Source organism: Pantoea sp. S-LA4 (assembly GCF_054482835.1).
The window spans coordinates 2,188,326-2,202,314 of the sequence record NZ_JBTLRC010000002.1 but is presented as its reverse complement, the minus strand read 5'-3'; the positions used below and the strand labels follow the sequence as shown (position 1 = coordinate 2,202,314).

11 protein-coding genes are annotated in these 13,989 nt (G+C 60.5%); all 11 read left to right on the top strand.

Going from position 1 to position 13,989, the window contains the following annotated elements; genetic code table 11:
• The first annotated feature begins 46 nt into the window (after positions 1 to 46).
• The 11 genes from ACX3P5_RS11220 (at position 47) to ACX3P5_RS11170 (ending at position 13,988) form a co-directional block, all read left to right on the top strand.
• Entirely contained in the window at positions 47 to 1,504 is a 1,458-nt protein-coding gene (locus ACX3P5_RS11220; protein WP_336755533.1) for an NAD-dependent succinate-semialdehyde dehydrogenase, read from the top strand.
• 452 nt (positions 1,505 to 1,956) lie between these two features.
• A complete protein-coding gene (locus ACX3P5_RS11215; protein WP_233987748.1) occupies positions 1,957 to 3,426 on the top strand; it encodes an aldehyde dehydrogenase family protein in 1,470 nt (489 codons plus the stop codon).
• 28 nt (positions 3,427 to 3,454) lie between these two features.
• Positions 3,455 to 4,123, top strand: coding sequence for a haloacid dehalogenase type II (locus ACX3P5_RS11210; protein WP_458968705.1), 669 nt, complete (start codon positions 3,455 to 3,457; stop codon positions 4,121 to 4,123).
• 10 nt (positions 4,124 to 4,133) lie between these two features.
• Positions 4,134 to 5,411: an NAD(P)/FAD-dependent oxidoreductase gene (locus ACX3P5_RS11205; RefSeq protein WP_458968704.1), complete on the top strand. Its 1,278-nt coding sequence runs from the start codon at positions 4,134 to 4,136 to the stop codon at positions 5,409 to 5,411.
• 79 nt (positions 5,412 to 5,490) lie between these two features.
• Entirely contained in the window at positions 5,491 to 7,098 is a 1,608-nt protein-coding gene (locus tag ACX3P5_RS11200) for an ABC transporter substrate-binding protein (protein WP_458968703.1), read from the top strand.
• Positions 7,099 to 7,263: 165 nt separating this feature from the next.
• Positions 7,264 to 8,220, top strand: a complete 957-nt coding sequence (locus tag ACX3P5_RS11195; protein WP_233987752.1) for an ABC transporter permease — start codon at positions 7,264 to 7,266, stop codon at positions 8,218 to 8,220.
• Positions 8,217 to 9,068 carry an ABC transporter permease gene (locus ACX3P5_RS11190; protein WP_233987753.1) on the top strand — a complete coding sequence of 284 codons (852 nt, stop codon included), beginning with the start codon at positions 8,217 to 8,219 and terminating at the stop codon, positions 9,066 to 9,068. Before ACX3P5_RS11195 ends, ACX3P5_RS11190 begins: the two co-directional genes overlap by 4 nt.
• Complete coding sequence (locus ACX3P5_RS11185; protein WP_336755529.1) at positions 9,065 to 10,729, top strand: ABC transporter ATP-binding protein; 1,665 nt, start codon at positions 9,065 to 9,067, stop codon at positions 10,727 to 10,729. Before ACX3P5_RS11190 ends, ACX3P5_RS11185 begins: the two co-directional genes overlap by 4 nt.
• 149 nt (positions 10,730 to 10,878) lie before the next feature.
• On the top strand, positions 10,879 to 12,210 hold the full coding sequence (locus tag ACX3P5_RS11180; RefSeq protein ID WP_233987755.1) for an NAD(P)/FAD-dependent oxidoreductase: 1,332 nt from the start codon (positions 10,879 to 10,881) through the stop codon (positions 12,208 to 12,210).
• A gap of 9 nt (positions 12,211 to 12,219) precedes the next feature.
• Positions 12,220 to 13,062: a GNAT family N-acetyltransferase gene (locus ACX3P5_RS11175; RefSeq protein WP_458968702.1), complete on the top strand. Its 843-nt coding sequence runs from the start codon at positions 12,220 to 12,222 to the stop codon at positions 13,060 to 13,062.
• Positions 13,062 to 13,988 (top strand): 2-hydroxyacid dehydrogenase, encoded by a 927-nt coding sequence (locus ACX3P5_RS11170; protein ID WP_233987757.1) that lies wholly within the window; start codon positions 13,062 to 13,064, stop codon positions 13,986 to 13,988. Before ACX3P5_RS11175 ends, ACX3P5_RS11170 begins: the two co-directional genes overlap by 1 nt.
• Position 13,989 lies beyond the last annotated feature (1 nt).

The window sequence follows — 13,989 nt, the reverse complement described above, 5'->3', positions numbered from 1 at the left end:
TGACCCGCCGCGATAAAGTGGAATCAACTGACCACAAGGGGATGTTATGTCGCGACTACAACTGAAAGATAGCGATCTGCTGCGCCAGCAGGCGCTGTTCGCCGGACGCTGGCAGGGCGCGCAGCAGGGCGCCACGCTGCCGGTCACCGATCCTGCCACCGGCGAAACCCTCGCCACCATTCCGGCGCTGGGAAAAACAGAGACTGAGCAGGCGATAGCGCATGCCGAATCCGTACGCGTTGCCTGGGGAAAAACGCCCAATGCCACGCGCGCGGCGCTGCTGGAAAAATGGCACCAGTTGATCATTGATCATGCCGACGATCTGGCGACGATCATGACCGCCGAGCAGGGCAAACCGCTGGCAGAAGCCAAAGGTGAAGTGCTGTACGGTGCCAGCTTTGTTAAATGGTTTGCTGAAGAAGCGCGTCGTATCTACGGCGATACTATTCCGGCCCCCAGCGATGACCGCCGTATTCTGGTGCTGAAACAGCCGGTTGGCGTGGCGGCAGCCATCACACCCTGGAACTTCCCGATTGCGATGATCACCCGCAAAGTGGCCCCCGCGCTGGCCGCGGGCTGCCCGATTATCGTCAAACCCTCTGAACTGACGCCGCTCTCGGCGCTGGCGCTGGCGGTACTGGCGGAACGCGCCGGCTTCCCGTCCGGCGTGCTGCAGGTGCTCACCGGCCTGCCGACCGAAATTGGTGAGACGCTGACCGCCAGCCGCACGGTGCGAAAGATCTCCTTTACCGGCTCCACAAAGGTCGGGCAGTTGCTGATGCAACAGAGCGCTGACAGCATCAAACGCCTCAGCCTGGAACTGGGTGGCAACGCGCCGTTAATCGTCTTTAACGATGCTGATATTGAGATAGCGGTGGCGGGCGTGATGATCAGCAAGTTCCGCAATGCCGGCCAGACCTGCGTCTGCGCCAACCGGATTCTGGTGCAGCGCGATATCTATCCGCAGTTCAGCGCCCGGCTGCTGGAGGCGGTCGCGACCCTGAAAGTCGGCGATGGCTTCACGCCGGGCACCACCATTGGACCGCTGATCAACAACCGGGCGCTAGAGAAAGTGAACGGTCACATTGACGATGCGCTGAGCCAGGGAGCCACGCTACTGACCGGCGGCATCAGTCGGGGCAACGGCACCTTTGTTGAGCCAACGGTGCTGGGTAACGTCACCAGCACTATGCGCATCGCGCATGAAGAAACCTTTGGCCCGGTCGCGCCGCTGTTTATTTTCGATGATGAAGAGCAGGCGATTGCGATGGCGAATGACACGCCTTATGGCCTGGGGGCCTATTTCTTCACGGAAAATATCCGACGGGCGTGGCGGGTGGCGGAAGCGCTGGAGTTTGGCATGGTCGGCTTCAATACCGGAGCGATCTCATTAGAAGTCGCCCCGTTTGGCGGCGTGAAATTATCCGGTATTGGCCGCGAAGGTTCACGTTATGGAATTGATGAGTATCTTGAACAAAAAACATTTCATATCGGCAGTCTCTGAATAATCTCACTCTATTAACCGCGTCAGCCTGTTTTCCGGGCTGGCGCTTTTTTTTGCACCCATCATTGTTACCGCCCGGCGTTAATTATCTGCACCCTGAATAACAGAGAAATTTATCAACAATGTGAAGCAGGTCGATTATTTACCAGTGAAAATCTGTCGTCGGGTGCAACGCTGGCTCACTGATATCCGTCATGGTGCAATTTCCGTGCGCGTTGCACCCGCAGAGTGCAACAATTTTGTGAAGTAAATCATCTGTTTAATTGTTCGGCAATTCCGCAAAAATTCCTTCATCAATACGGCAGAAAATTTTTTTGCGCTGTTTTAAACGCATTTTTATTTTTTGCCCGGCTGGCATACTTTCTGCATTAGCTTATTAACGCGATAACTAAGCGCGGTTTAAAAGGCTAATAAGCCAGCAAGTGACGGGTGTAACAAATAAGGATTCTTCCATGTTAAGTTTCGACCCTGAAAAAGTTTCTCTTCCGGTTGGTCATTATATTGGCGGCCAGCATCTTCAGAGCCAGGGCGCGCCCTTTGCGGTTAAGCGTCCCTCCGACGGCAAGGTCTACGCCACGCTGCATGACGCCACGCCGCAGGATGTCGATCACGCGGTTACCGTGGCGCATCAGGCGCTGAAAACCAGTGGCTGGTCAGGCTGCGCGCCACGTGAACGCGGTCGCGTATTGCGGCGCTGGGCTGAGCTGATTGAGCAGGACCCGCTGCTGGCCCAGCTGGAAGCGCTCGGATCGACCCGACCCATCAGCGATGTGGTACTGCACGAAATCCCGTTCACCGCCGAAGCGATTCGTTTTTATGCCGAATGCGCCGACAAATACAGCGGTGACCTGTTCCCGACCCGCGACAGCAGCCTCGGAATGCTGATTGCCGAACCTTACGGCGTAATCGGTGCCATCACCCCGTGGAACTTCCCGCTGTCGATGGCCTCATGGAAATGCGGACCGGCACTGGCCGCCGGCAATGCCGTGGTGCTTAAACCTTCTGAGCTGACCCCGTTTTCCACCGTACGGCTGGCCGAGCTGGCAATTCAGGCGGGCTTACCGGCTGGCGTGCTTAACATTGTGCAGGGCAGCGGGGCGGTAACCGGCAGTGCGCTGGTGAAACATCCGCTGGTGCGCAAAGTCTCCTTTACCGGTTCGACCCTCACCGGCGCGCGCATTATGAGTGATGCGGCGCAGTTCGGCATGAAACCGGTGACGCTGGAGCTGGGCGGCAAAAGCCCGCAGCTGGTGTTTGATGACGCCGGTGACCTGGACATCCTGGCGCAGCGCATCCTGCGCGGTTTCACCGCCAATGGCGGCCAGGCGTGCGTGGCGGGGACCCGTTTAATCGTGCAGCGCGGCATCGCCGATGCACTGACTGAGCGACTGGCACTGCTATGTCGCGAGGTGAAGCCGGGCGTCACCTGGCATGAAGGCAGCCGCTACGCGCCGCTGATCGATGACCGTCAGGGCAACAAAGTCTGTTCAGTGATTGAGGCCGCCAAAGCGCAGGGCGCGGAAGTGCTGGTGGGCGGCGAACGCTTCGCCGACACCGACGGCGGCTGGTTCTGGCAGCCCACCTTACTGAGCCACGTCGCGCAGGATAATCCGGCGGTGCAGCAGGAAATTTTTGGTCCGGTGCTCACCATTCAGCCGTTCGACGATGAAGAGCAGGGCCTGGCGCTGGCGGCGCACGACACCTACGGCCTGTGTGCCGGTGTGCATACGCTCAGCCTGCCGCGGGCGCTGCGGGCGATTCGCGCCCTGGAGGCCGGTACCGTCTGGGTCAACCGCTATGGCCGCTCTGGCGATTTCATCATTCCAACCGGCGGCTTTCTCGGGTCAGGCATCGGGAAAGATTTAGGCCGTCAGGCGTTTCAGGCCTGCCAGCGCCAGAAAAGCGTACTGATCGATTTCTAAGCGCAACTGACTATGACGAGGTTATTAGATGGCTCTGTTTAAACCGAAATACATCACGTTCGACTGTTACGGCACGCTGATTCTGTTCGACATGGCCGGTGCCGCGCAGCGTCGCTTCAGCGACCGCATCGACCCGGCGCAGATGCACGCTTTCACCACCGACTTCTCCAGCTATCGGCTCGATGAGGTGCTGGGCGCCTGGAAACCCTATTACGACGTGGTCAGTAATGCGCTGCAGCGCACCTGTAAAAAGTGGGGCGTGAGCTGGGACAAAGCCGACAGCGACTTTATCTACACCGACTGCGCCAGCTGGGGGCCGCATCCTGATGTGCCATCCGGGCTGGCAAAAGTGGCAGAGGAGTTTCCGCTGGTGCTGCTGACTAACTCGATGAAGGACCTGATCCCGCATCATATCCCGCGCCTCGGTGCACCCATCCATATGACGATTACCGCGGAAGAGGCGGGCGCGTACAAGCCGCAGATGAAAGGCTTTGAGTACATGCTGGAGAAGCTCGACTGTCGCCCGGATGAGATCCTCCACGTCTCCTCCAGTTTCCGCTACGACCTGATGACCGCACACGATCTCGGCATCAAACACAAAGTGTGGGTCAACCGCGGTCATGAACCGGCCAATCCGTACTATCAGTACACCGAAATTAAAGACATTGGCGGCCTGCCTGGCGTCGTTGGACTCTGAGGAAAGCGCCATGAAACTGGAATCGTTCTGGCAAGCCACCGCACCGGCCTTTAGCGGCGCCGCGACCGACCCACTGCCGTCACAGGCTGATGTGGTGGTGATTGGCGGCGGCTTCACCGGCGTCTCGGCGGCGCTCAGCCTGGCGCGCAGCGGCCTTAGCGTGGTGCTGCTGGAGAGCGGCGAAGTGATGAGTCAGGCTTCGTCGCGCAACGGCGGGCACTGCAACACCGGCGTGGCGCAGAACTTCGCTTCGCTGGTGGCGAGTCAGGGGCTGGAACAGGCCAGTCGTTTCTATCGGGCGTTCGACGACGCGGTCAGCTATGTCGAACAGCTGGTACAGCACGAACAGATCGACTGCGATTTCCGCCTGTGCGGCAAGCTCAAGCTCGCCAGCAAAGCGACCCATCTCGCCGGGCTGCGCGAAGCCGCGGAGCTGATGCGCCGCACGGTCGATCCAGAGATTGAACTGCTCGACAAAGCGGCCGTCCGCCAGGAGATCGGCAGTGATAATTTTCACGGCGGCCTGCTGCAAAAGCGCGGCGGTCAGATGCACATGGGCAAGTTCGGCGTCGGACTCGCCGAGGCGGCGGCCCGCAGCGGGGCGAAAATTTATCCTCATCATGCGGTAACCCGGCTGGAGCGCCTTAATGGCTATCAGCATCGGGTGCATACCGGGCAGGGCGAGATTATGGCCGACAAAGTGCTGATGGCAACCGGCTGTTCCAACGTCGGCCCCTTTCCCTGGTTTCAGCGCCGCATCGTGCCGGTCGGTAGCTTTATCGTGGTCACCGAGGCGCTGGATGACGAGTTGCTGCGCCAGGTGTTACCGCACAACCGCACCTACGTCACTTCACTAAACATCGGCAACTACTTCCGAAGCACCGCCGATCGCCGGCTGGTCTTTGGTGGCCGGGCGCGCTTTGCGGTCAGTAACCCGACCTCCGATTCGCGCAGTGGCGAGATCCTGCGCCAGGCGATGGTGCAGATGTTTCCTCAGCTCAGCAATACTCCGCTGGCCTACTGCTGGGGCGGTATGGTCGATATGACGGCGGACCGGTTACCCCATGCCGGTGAGCAGGATGGGGTGTTCTATTCGCTGGGTTACAGCGGCCACGGAACCCAGATGTCGGTGTGGATGGGTCGGGTGATGGCCGATCTGCTGGCCGAAAAACAGACAGAAAACCCCTGGCAGCGCGCGTCATGGCCTGCGCTGCCCGGTTATCACGGCAAGCCATGGTTTTTGCCCCTCGCCGGGCTCTATTACAAAGCAAAGGATCGCCTGTCATAAGTTCCCGCCGGATCAGGCCACCTCCGGCCGCCGGAAGAGTTACTTCACGTTCGCTTGATGGTTTATTGAGGGTGTACAGATGAGCAAATTTGATAATAAAGAGCCTGACGCGGTTAATCCGGCACTGACGCGAATGATCACCGAAGGATCGCTGTCACGCCGTAGCCTGATGAAAATGCTCTCGGCTGGTGCGGTAATGAGCAGCGGCCTGATCGGCTTTTCCGGTGCAGCGCTGGCCGATGACAAGCCCGTCAAAGGCGGCAAACTGCGGGCGGCGATGTCGAACGCTTCCGCCACTGACACACTCGATCCGGCGAAAAGCAACAACAGCGCCGATTACACCCGTCAGTACATGTTTTACAGCGGCCTGACCGAGCTGGATAAAAGCCTGATGGCACAACCGGCGCTGGCCGAATCGCTGGAGTCCAGCGATGGCATCAGCTGGCATATCAAACTGCGCCAGGGGGTTACCTTCCACGACGGCAAACCCTTTACCGCCAAAGATGTGATCTACTCGCTCAGCCGCCATAAAGATCCGGCGGTCGCGTCTAACGCCTTTAAGCTGGCCGATCAGTTCAAAACCCTCAGTGCGGTCGGCGATCATGAGGTGCTGCTGGAGCTGAGTAGCGCCAACTTCGATGTACCTTATATGCTGGCGACGCCGCCGTTCCTGATAGTGCAGGATGGCACTAAAGATTTCAGCAAGGGCATCGGTACCGGTCCGTTCATCTGCAAGGCCTTTATGCCGGGCGTGCGCTCGATCGGCACCCGCAATCCCAACTACTACAAGCCCGGTTTACCGCACCTCGATGAGATAGAGCTGATTGGCGTGACCGATGCGGCGGCGCGGGTCAATGCGCTGATGTCGGGCGATCTGCACATCGTCTCCACCCTGTCGGCGGCCGATTGCAAACGGATCAAGGCCACCAGCGACTTCGGCGTGCTGGAGAGCAAATCGGGCATGTACACCAACCTGATTGTGCGCACTGACGTCAAACCAGGCAACAACGAAGATTTTGTGCTGGCGATGAAATATCTGCAGCCGCGTGAAATGCTGGTCAAAACCGTGCTGCAGGGCTACGGCGACGTCAGCAACGACACGCCGGTTCCGCCGTGGCATCCGCTCTACAACGCCGACCTCAAACCGCGTCCGCTCGACGTTGAAAAGGCGAAGTTCCACATCAAAAAAGCTGGCATGACCGGGTCGACGGTAGAGATCATCACCACCCCGAATATCGAAGGCGCGAATGAAGGTGGCCAGCTGATTCAGCAGATGGCACGGGGTGCTGGCATCAACTTCAAAGTGCGACGCGTGCCGTATGACGGTTACTGGTCTTCGCACTGGACCAAAGATCCGGTGGGATACGGCTCGATAAATCCGCGACCGACGCTCGACATGCTGTTCTCACAGTTTTATCTCTCTAGCGCACCGAATAATGAATCGGGCTGGAAAAACGCACAGTTTGACCAACTGGTGATGGCCGCCCGTGGCGAGCGCGATCAGGCGAAACGCAAGCAGATGTATGGCGATATGCAGACGCTGATTTATGACCATTGCGGCACCATCATCCCGACCTTTATCAGCTCGACTGACGGTTACAGCAAAAAGGTGAAGGGCGTGGAGGCCTGGCCGTCGGGCATGATGATGGGCTATCGCTTCCATGAGTTCGCCTGGCTGACCGCCTGATCCCAGCCAATCCAGTCAGACGATTTTATGGGTCTGTCTGACGCTGGGCAGTGATCTCCATCCACACGTACTACGTGTACGTTCCGGTTGTTCCGCGCAGTCCGTGTCCGGACTGCCAGCAACAATTACGCCTGGTGGGCCAGGCTCGTAATAAGGAGTACGCCGATGAACCGATACATGATGTTCCTGATTGCCCGGCGGGTCGGTGCCGGCATCCTGACTTTACTTATCGTCTCGGCGGTGGTGTTTTTTATCACCAGCCTGCTGCCAGGCGATGCGGCGCAGATGATCCTTGGACAGAACGCCACGCCGGAGACGGTGGCAGCGTTACGTCAGCAGCTGGGCCTGGATCAGCCGCTGCTGATGCGCTACTTCAGCTGGCTGGCGGGCATGGTACAGGGTGACTTTGGTACCTCGTTTGCCAGCCATCTGCCGGTCTCGCAGCTGGTGGCGCAGCGCATTCCGGCCACCTTTGAGCTGGCGGCGATCACCACCCTGATCTGCGTGCCGCTGGCCCTGATCATCGGCATCATTGCGGCGATGAATCGCGGTACCCGGCTCGATCGGGCGCTGGTGATCGGCACCATGGCGACGGTGGCGGTACCGGAGTTTCTGGTGGCAACGGTGGCGGTACTGATCTTTGCCGTCAAGCTGCACTGGGTATCGGCGATGTCGTTCGGCAGCCCGGACAGCGATCTGCTGAGCTACCTGAAAGCCTATGCACTGCCGGTGCTGACCTTGTGCTGCGTGCTGGTGGCGCAGATGGCGCGCATGACGCGCGCGGCGATCATCAACCAGCTCGACAGCCCTTATCTGGAGATGGCGCTGCTGAAAGGGGTTTCACCCCTGCGGGCGGTGCTGCGTCACGCGCTGCCGAATGCGGTCGGGCCGATTGCTAACGCTATTTCACTCAGCCTCTCCTATCTGTTCGGCGGGGTGATCATTATCGAAACTATCTTCAGCTATCCCGGCCTCGCCAGCCAGCTGGTTGACGCAGTCAGTAACCGCGATCTGCCGGTAGTGCAGCTCTGCGTGATGCTGTTTGCTGCCTGTTACCTGGTGCTGCTGCTGGCGGCTGATGTCCTGACTATTGCCTTTAACCCCAAATGGAGAAGCGCATGAACAGACTCCTGCTTCCCGTCCGTTTTTTCCAGTCGCTCTCGTGGTCAGGTCGGCTGGGACTGCTGATGTCGCTGTTCTGGCTGCTGATGGCCGCCTTCGGCACCCAGCTGGCACCGCACAGCATTGATGATATCGGCGGCGGTCCGCTGATGGGCGGTCTGACGCCCGATAACCTGCTGGGCACCGACTATCTCGGGCGCGACATGCTGAGCCGTATTCTCTACGGCGCGAAGTTCTCGATCGGGCTGGCGCTCAGCGCCGCGCTGCTGGCCAGCCTGATTGGCACGCTGCTGGCGCTGCTGGCGGCGGTCGCCGGTCGCTGGCTGGAAGAGCTGCTGGGCCGCGTCAACGATGCGCTGCTGGTGCTGCCAGGCAAAGTGCTGTCGCTGATGATAGTCGCGGTATTTGGCTCGTCACTGCCGATGCTGATCCTGACGGCGGTCTTTACCTACTGGCCCGGCGCGTTCCGTATCGCTTTCGCCATGGCCAGCACGCTACGCAGCATGGATTATGTTCGTGCTTCCCGGTTACGCGGTGAAAGCCGCTGGTACATCGCGATTCACGACATTCTGCCTAATATGGTGCACCCGATGCTGACCGATTTTGGCCTGCGCTTTGTCTACATCGTGCTGCTGTTAAGCGGCCTGAGTTTCCTCGGACTGGGCGTACAGCCGCCGTATGCCGACTGGGGCACGCTGGTGCGTGAAAATATTCAGGGACTGTTTGATGGCTCGCCCGCGGTGTTGATGCCAGCGCTGGCGATTGCCAGCCTGACTATCGGGGCCAACCTGTTTATCGACAGCCTGCAGGCGATGCGTCCGATGACGCTGGCGAAGGAGGGAGCATGAACGTGACGCCACATACTGCAATGCCGGTGATATCGGTCGACAAGCTGCGAGTTACCGCGCAGACCGATCGCGGCGAAGAGATCGATCTGGTCTCCGACATTCACTTTACCGTTCAGAAAGGCGAAGTGCTGGCGCTGATTGGCGAATCCGGCTCGGGGAAAACCACCATCGCCATGGCGCTGATGGGCTATGCCCGCAGCGGCTGTCGCATCGCCGAAGGCAATATTCACGTAGCGGGTACCGACGTCAATAGCCTGTCACCGGGCCAGCTGCGCGCGTTTCGCGGTAACAAAGTCTCGTATATTGCCCAGAGCGCCGCCGCCTCCTTCAATCCCGGCATGAAGATTCTTGATCAGGTGATCGAGCCGGTGGTGATCCACGGCACCATGACCCGCAAAGCGGCCAGAGCTAAAGCGATTGGCCTGTTTCGTGAACTGGCATTGCCCGATCCGGATACCATTGGCGACCGCTTTCCGCATCAGGTTTCGGGCGGGCAGTTGCAACGACTGATGACGGCGATGGCGCTGATTGGCGATCCGGACGTGGTGATCCTCGACGAACCGACCACCGCGCTGGACGTCACCACTCAGGTGGAGGTGCTGAAAGCGTTTCGCCGGGTGGTGGCACAGCGTGGCGTCACCGCCATTTACGTCAGCCACGATCTGGCCGTGGTGGCGCAGATGGCGGATCGGATTCTGGTACTGCTGCGCGGACAGATGGCGGAGTATGGCACCACCGCGCATCTGATTGGCGCACCGCAGGCGGAATATACCCGCCTGCTGATGGAGGCGGCGCGGCAGAAAGAGCGCCCCAGCAACTGGTGTCCGGCCGCGGCCGATGTCCAGCCACTGCTGGAGGTACGCGACCTGAATGCAGGCTACGGTCCGCGCGACAGCGACGGCCACCCGAAAGTGCGCATCCTCGAAGAGATCAACCTCAAGCTGTGGAAGGGGCAGGCCATCGGCATCATTGGTGAGTCGGGTTCCGGTAAAACCACGCTGGCGCACGCCATTGCCGGGCTGAATGCGCCGAGTCATGGCCATATTCTGTTCAACGGTCACTACATTGCTGGCGATATGCAAAAACGCCCTGACAATGAGCTGCGGCGCATTCAGTATGTGTTCCAGATGGCGGATACCGCCCTGAATCCGGCGCACAGCGTGGAGCAGATACTGTCGCGTCCGCTGACGCTGTTTCACGGACTGAGCGGAGCGGCCCGGCAACAGCGGCTCTGGCAGCTGCTGGAGCTGGTCAAATTGCCGCGCAGCGTGTTGTGGCGGCGTCCGTGGGCGCTCTCCGGCGGGCAGAAGCAGCGTGTCAATCTGGCACGGGCGCTGGCGGCTGAACCGGATCTGATCCTGTGCGATGAAGTGACCTCGGCACTGGATACCGTGGTGGCCGCCGCGGTGCTGGACTTAATCAGTGAGCTGCGCCGTGAACTCGGCCTGTCAGTGATCTTTATCAGCCATGATATGCATGCGGTACGCGCAGTATGCGATGAAATAGTGGTGATGAAGAGCGGACGAATCATCACCCAGCTGGCGCGCAACGACTACGATAAGCCGACCACGGAACTCTATTTTGAGCGGCTGAAACGGGCGGTGCCGGAACTGCGGCAGGGCTGGCTGGATGAGCATGAAGAGGTGCTGAAAGCGGAGTAAGGCTGAGGCGCGACGCGCCCCGCAGCAGCAAAGAGGCAACTGAGAATATGACAACGCCTCTGCCCGTCGTGGCAGAGGCGCGAAGCAGGAAGTGGCCGCGTTATCGGGTCGCATCCTGCCTGATAACCAATAACAGAGGTAGCAATGCTATGCCTGCACCGATTCGTTATGTACAGGACAGTGCAAACTTTCCGGAGACCGCCGATGTGGTGGTGATTGGCGCCGGTATCGCCGGGGCTGCCGCCACCTGGGAGCTGGCAAAACAGGGGCTCAGCGTGGTGTTAATCGAAAAAGGGCTGGTGGGGGCAGAGCAATCGAGCCGCAACTGGGGCTGGTGCCGCCAGCAGAACCGTGATGAGCGCGAATTGCCGCTGATCATTTATGCCCTGCAACGCTGGGGCGAACTCAACGCCGAAACCGGTGAAGAGCTTGGTTTTCGCCGCAGTGGGCTGGTCTACGCCACCCAAATTGAAGCGGATATCGCCGCGTGGGAGAAGTGGGGTCAGATGGCGAAAAGCTACGGCGTCCGCAGCGACATTCTCACCGCCGAACAGGCGAAAGCGATGACGCCTGGCAGCACCACCGCCTGGCGTGGTGGTGTCTCATCCCCGACCGATGGCCATGCCGAACCGCGCCTTGCCGCACCGGGCCTGGTGATCGGCGCGCAGAAGCACGGTGCGCTGGTATTTCAGCAGTGTGCAGTGCGCGGGCTGGATATCGCCGCAGGCCAGGTCAGCGGCGTCTGGACCGAGCGCGGCCTGATCAAAACCAGCCGGGTGATCTGTGCCGCGGGTGCCTGGACCTCGATGTTCTGCCGCCGTCACGGTATCGATCTGCCGCTGGGCAATGTGATCGGCACCGCCTTTCGCACCCAGCCGATTGAACAGGCGATTGCCATGCCGCTCTATACGCCGGGCTTCGCCTGCCGGCCACAGCTGGATGGCAGCTACACCGTGTCGGTCTCGGGACGCGGACGGCTGGAGCCAGGCGCGCAGGGGCTGCGCTATGCCCGCCAGTTCTATCCGACCTTTAAAAGCCGGCGGAAAAATCTCACCCTGAATCTCGGTATCACGCCGTTCTTCAACGGCCCGGAAGCGATGGGACGCTGGGAATTTGATCGCATGTCGCCGTTCGAACGGATGCGGATTCTCGATCCGGCGGCGGATGCGCACATTGTTGAAGAGGGGCTGGCTGCAATGCGCCGTGAATACCCGGCGCTGGCAAATCTGAAGCTGGCCCAGTCGTGGGGCGGCATGATCGACAGCACCCCGGACGCGATTCCGGTGATCTCGACGGTGGCGAAACTGCCTGGCCTGGTGTTATCCGCCGGCTACAGCGCACACGGCTTCGGCATCGGACCGGGCGCCGGACGGCTGGCTGCCGACCTCGCCACCGACGCCACCCCAATCGTTGATCCCAGACCTTACCGCTACAGCCGTCTGGTCGACGGCAGCGGACTCGAAACCCCCGGCATGATGTAAGGAGACTCCATGAGCATAACGCTACGTGCAATGACGCCAGACGACCTTGATACCTGCTACGCGATGACCCAGGCGCTGAAATGGCCGCATCGCCGCGAAGACTGGCAGCTGGCGTTGCAGTTAGGTGAGGGCACGGTGATAGAGGATCAGGGCAAACTGATCGCCAGTGCGGTGCTGTGGCGCTGGGGCGAACAGGCGGCCACCATCGGCCTGGTGATCGTCGACAATCAGCAGCAGGGACGAGGTCTCGGCAAACAGCTGATGCTGGCGCAACTGGAAAAGCTGCCCGGCTACAATGTGCGCCTGCATGCAACGGAAATGGGCAAGGGGCTGTATGAAAAGCTCGGGTTTGTCAGCTGCGGTGAGATCCGCCAGCATCAGACCCGCGCACTGGCGACGGTACCGCCAATCCAACTGCCTGCCGGACTGGAACTGCGTCGCGCCACCGGGGCCGACCATTCATCGCTGGTGGCGCTGGATTACCAGGCGCACGGGATGCACCGTCCGGCGCTGTTTGATCACCTGCTCAGCGACACGCAGACCCTGCTGGTGCAGGATGCTGACCAGCAAATCCACGGTTTCGCCAGCCTGCGCCGCTTTGGTCACGGCTGGGCGATTGGCCCGATCATCGCCGATGATTTCCCGGTGGCGCAGGCGCTGGTCGCCGCGCTGATGCAGGGAGTAGAGGGAGAATTTCTGCGCATAGATACCGAGGCGACTCTGCCGCTGGCTGGCTGGCTCAGCACGCTGGGGCTGGAACAGGTTGACGCGCCGACCACCATGGTACGCGGAACGCCGTGGACGCCGCAGAACATGCAGGCGTTTGGCCTGATGACGCAGGCGATGGCCTGATGCAGATAGTCTATAAATCTGAGCCGGAACGTGGCCGGCTGTGGCAGCGCTGGCTGGCGCAGCAGGCACCCGATATTCAGCTGCATATCTGGCCGGAAACCGGCGAGCCGGATCGGGTTGATGCGCTGATCGCCTGGCAGCCGCCCGCCGATATCACCGCCTGTTTTCCCAATCTGAAGCTGCTGTTCTCGGTGGGTGCCGGTGCCGATCAGTTTGACCTCAATGCTCTGCCGGCCGATTTGCCGGTGGTCAGGATGATTGAACCGGGGCTGACCCAGGGCATGGTCGAATATGTCACCTTTTCGGTGCTCGGCCTGCATCGTGATATGCCGCGCTATTTGCAGCAGCAACGCCAGCAACAGTGGCTGGCGCACAGTGCGCTGCCCGCCGCGCAGCGTCGGGTTGGGGTAATGGGAATGGGCGAACTGGGCCAGGCGGCTTTGCGGCAGTTGGTGGCGCTGGGCTTTGACTGCGCGGGCTGGAGCCGGACGCCACGACAGTGCGCTGGCGTCCGCTGCTGGCACGGCGATGACCAGCTGGCCGATTTTCTGGCGCACAGCGACATCCTGGTCTGCCTGTTGCCGCTCACCACCACCACTCACGGCTTGCTCAATAGCACGCTGTTCAATCAGCTGCCTTATGGTGCCGCGCTGGTTCAGGCGGGCCGCGGTCCGCAGCTGAATCACGACCATCTGCTGCTGGCGCTGAAGAGTGGTCAGCTGCGCGCGGCGGTGATTGACGTCACCGATCCCGAACCCTTACCGGCGGATCATCCCTTCTGGCACCATCCGGCGATCTGGCTGACGCCACACATCGCCAGCCAGACCCAAAACGAGAGCGCGATTGCTGCCCTGCTGGATAACCTGCGTCGCTATCAACGCGGGGAGCCGCTGCATGGGCTGATTGACCGTTCGCGAGGATATTAAG

What these genes read in the sequence shown, in the direction of transcription:
- ACX3P5_RS11220 (WP_336755533.1), top strand. Translation starts at nt 47, where the DNA reads ATGTCGCGACTACAACTGAAAGATAGCGATCTGCTGCGCCAGCAGGCG.
- ACX3P5_RS11215 (WP_233987748.1), top strand. Translation starts at nt 1,957, where the DNA reads ATGTTAAGTTTCGACCCTGAAAAAGTTTCTCTTCCGGTTGGTCATTAT.
- ACX3P5_RS11210 (WP_458968705.1), top strand. Translation starts at nt 3,455, where the DNA reads ATGGCTCTGTTTAAACCGAAATACATCACGTTCGACTGTTACGGCACG.
- ACX3P5_RS11205 (WP_458968704.1), top strand. Translation starts at nt 4,134, where the DNA reads ATGAAACTGGAATCGTTCTGGCAAGCCACCGCACCGGCCTTTAGCGGC.
- ACX3P5_RS11200 (WP_458968703.1), top strand. Translation starts at nt 5,491, where the DNA reads ATGAGCAAATTTGATAATAAAGAGCCTGACGCGGTTAATCCGGCACTG.
- ACX3P5_RS11195 (WP_233987752.1), top strand. Translation starts at nt 7,264, where the DNA reads ATGAACCGATACATGATGTTCCTGATTGCCCGGCGGGTCGGTGCCGGC.
- ACX3P5_RS11190 (WP_233987753.1), top strand. Translation starts at nt 8,217, where the DNA reads ATGAACAGACTCCTGCTTCCCGTCCGTTTTTTCCAGTCGCTCTCGTGG.
- ACX3P5_RS11185 (WP_336755529.1), top strand. Translation starts at nt 9,065, where the DNA reads ATGAACGTGACGCCACATACTGCAATGCCGGTGATATCGGTCGACAAG.
- ACX3P5_RS11180 (WP_233987755.1), top strand. Translation starts at nt 10,879, where the DNA reads ATGCCTGCACCGATTCGTTATGTACAGGACAGTGCAAACTTTCCGGAG.
- ACX3P5_RS11175 (WP_458968702.1), top strand. Translation starts at nt 12,220, where the DNA reads ATGAGCATAACGCTACGTGCAATGACGCCAGACGACCTTGATACCTGC.
- ACX3P5_RS11170 (WP_233987757.1), top strand. Translation starts at nt 13,062, where the DNA reads ATGCAGATAGTCTATAAATCTGAGCCGGAACGTGGCCGGCTGTGGCAG.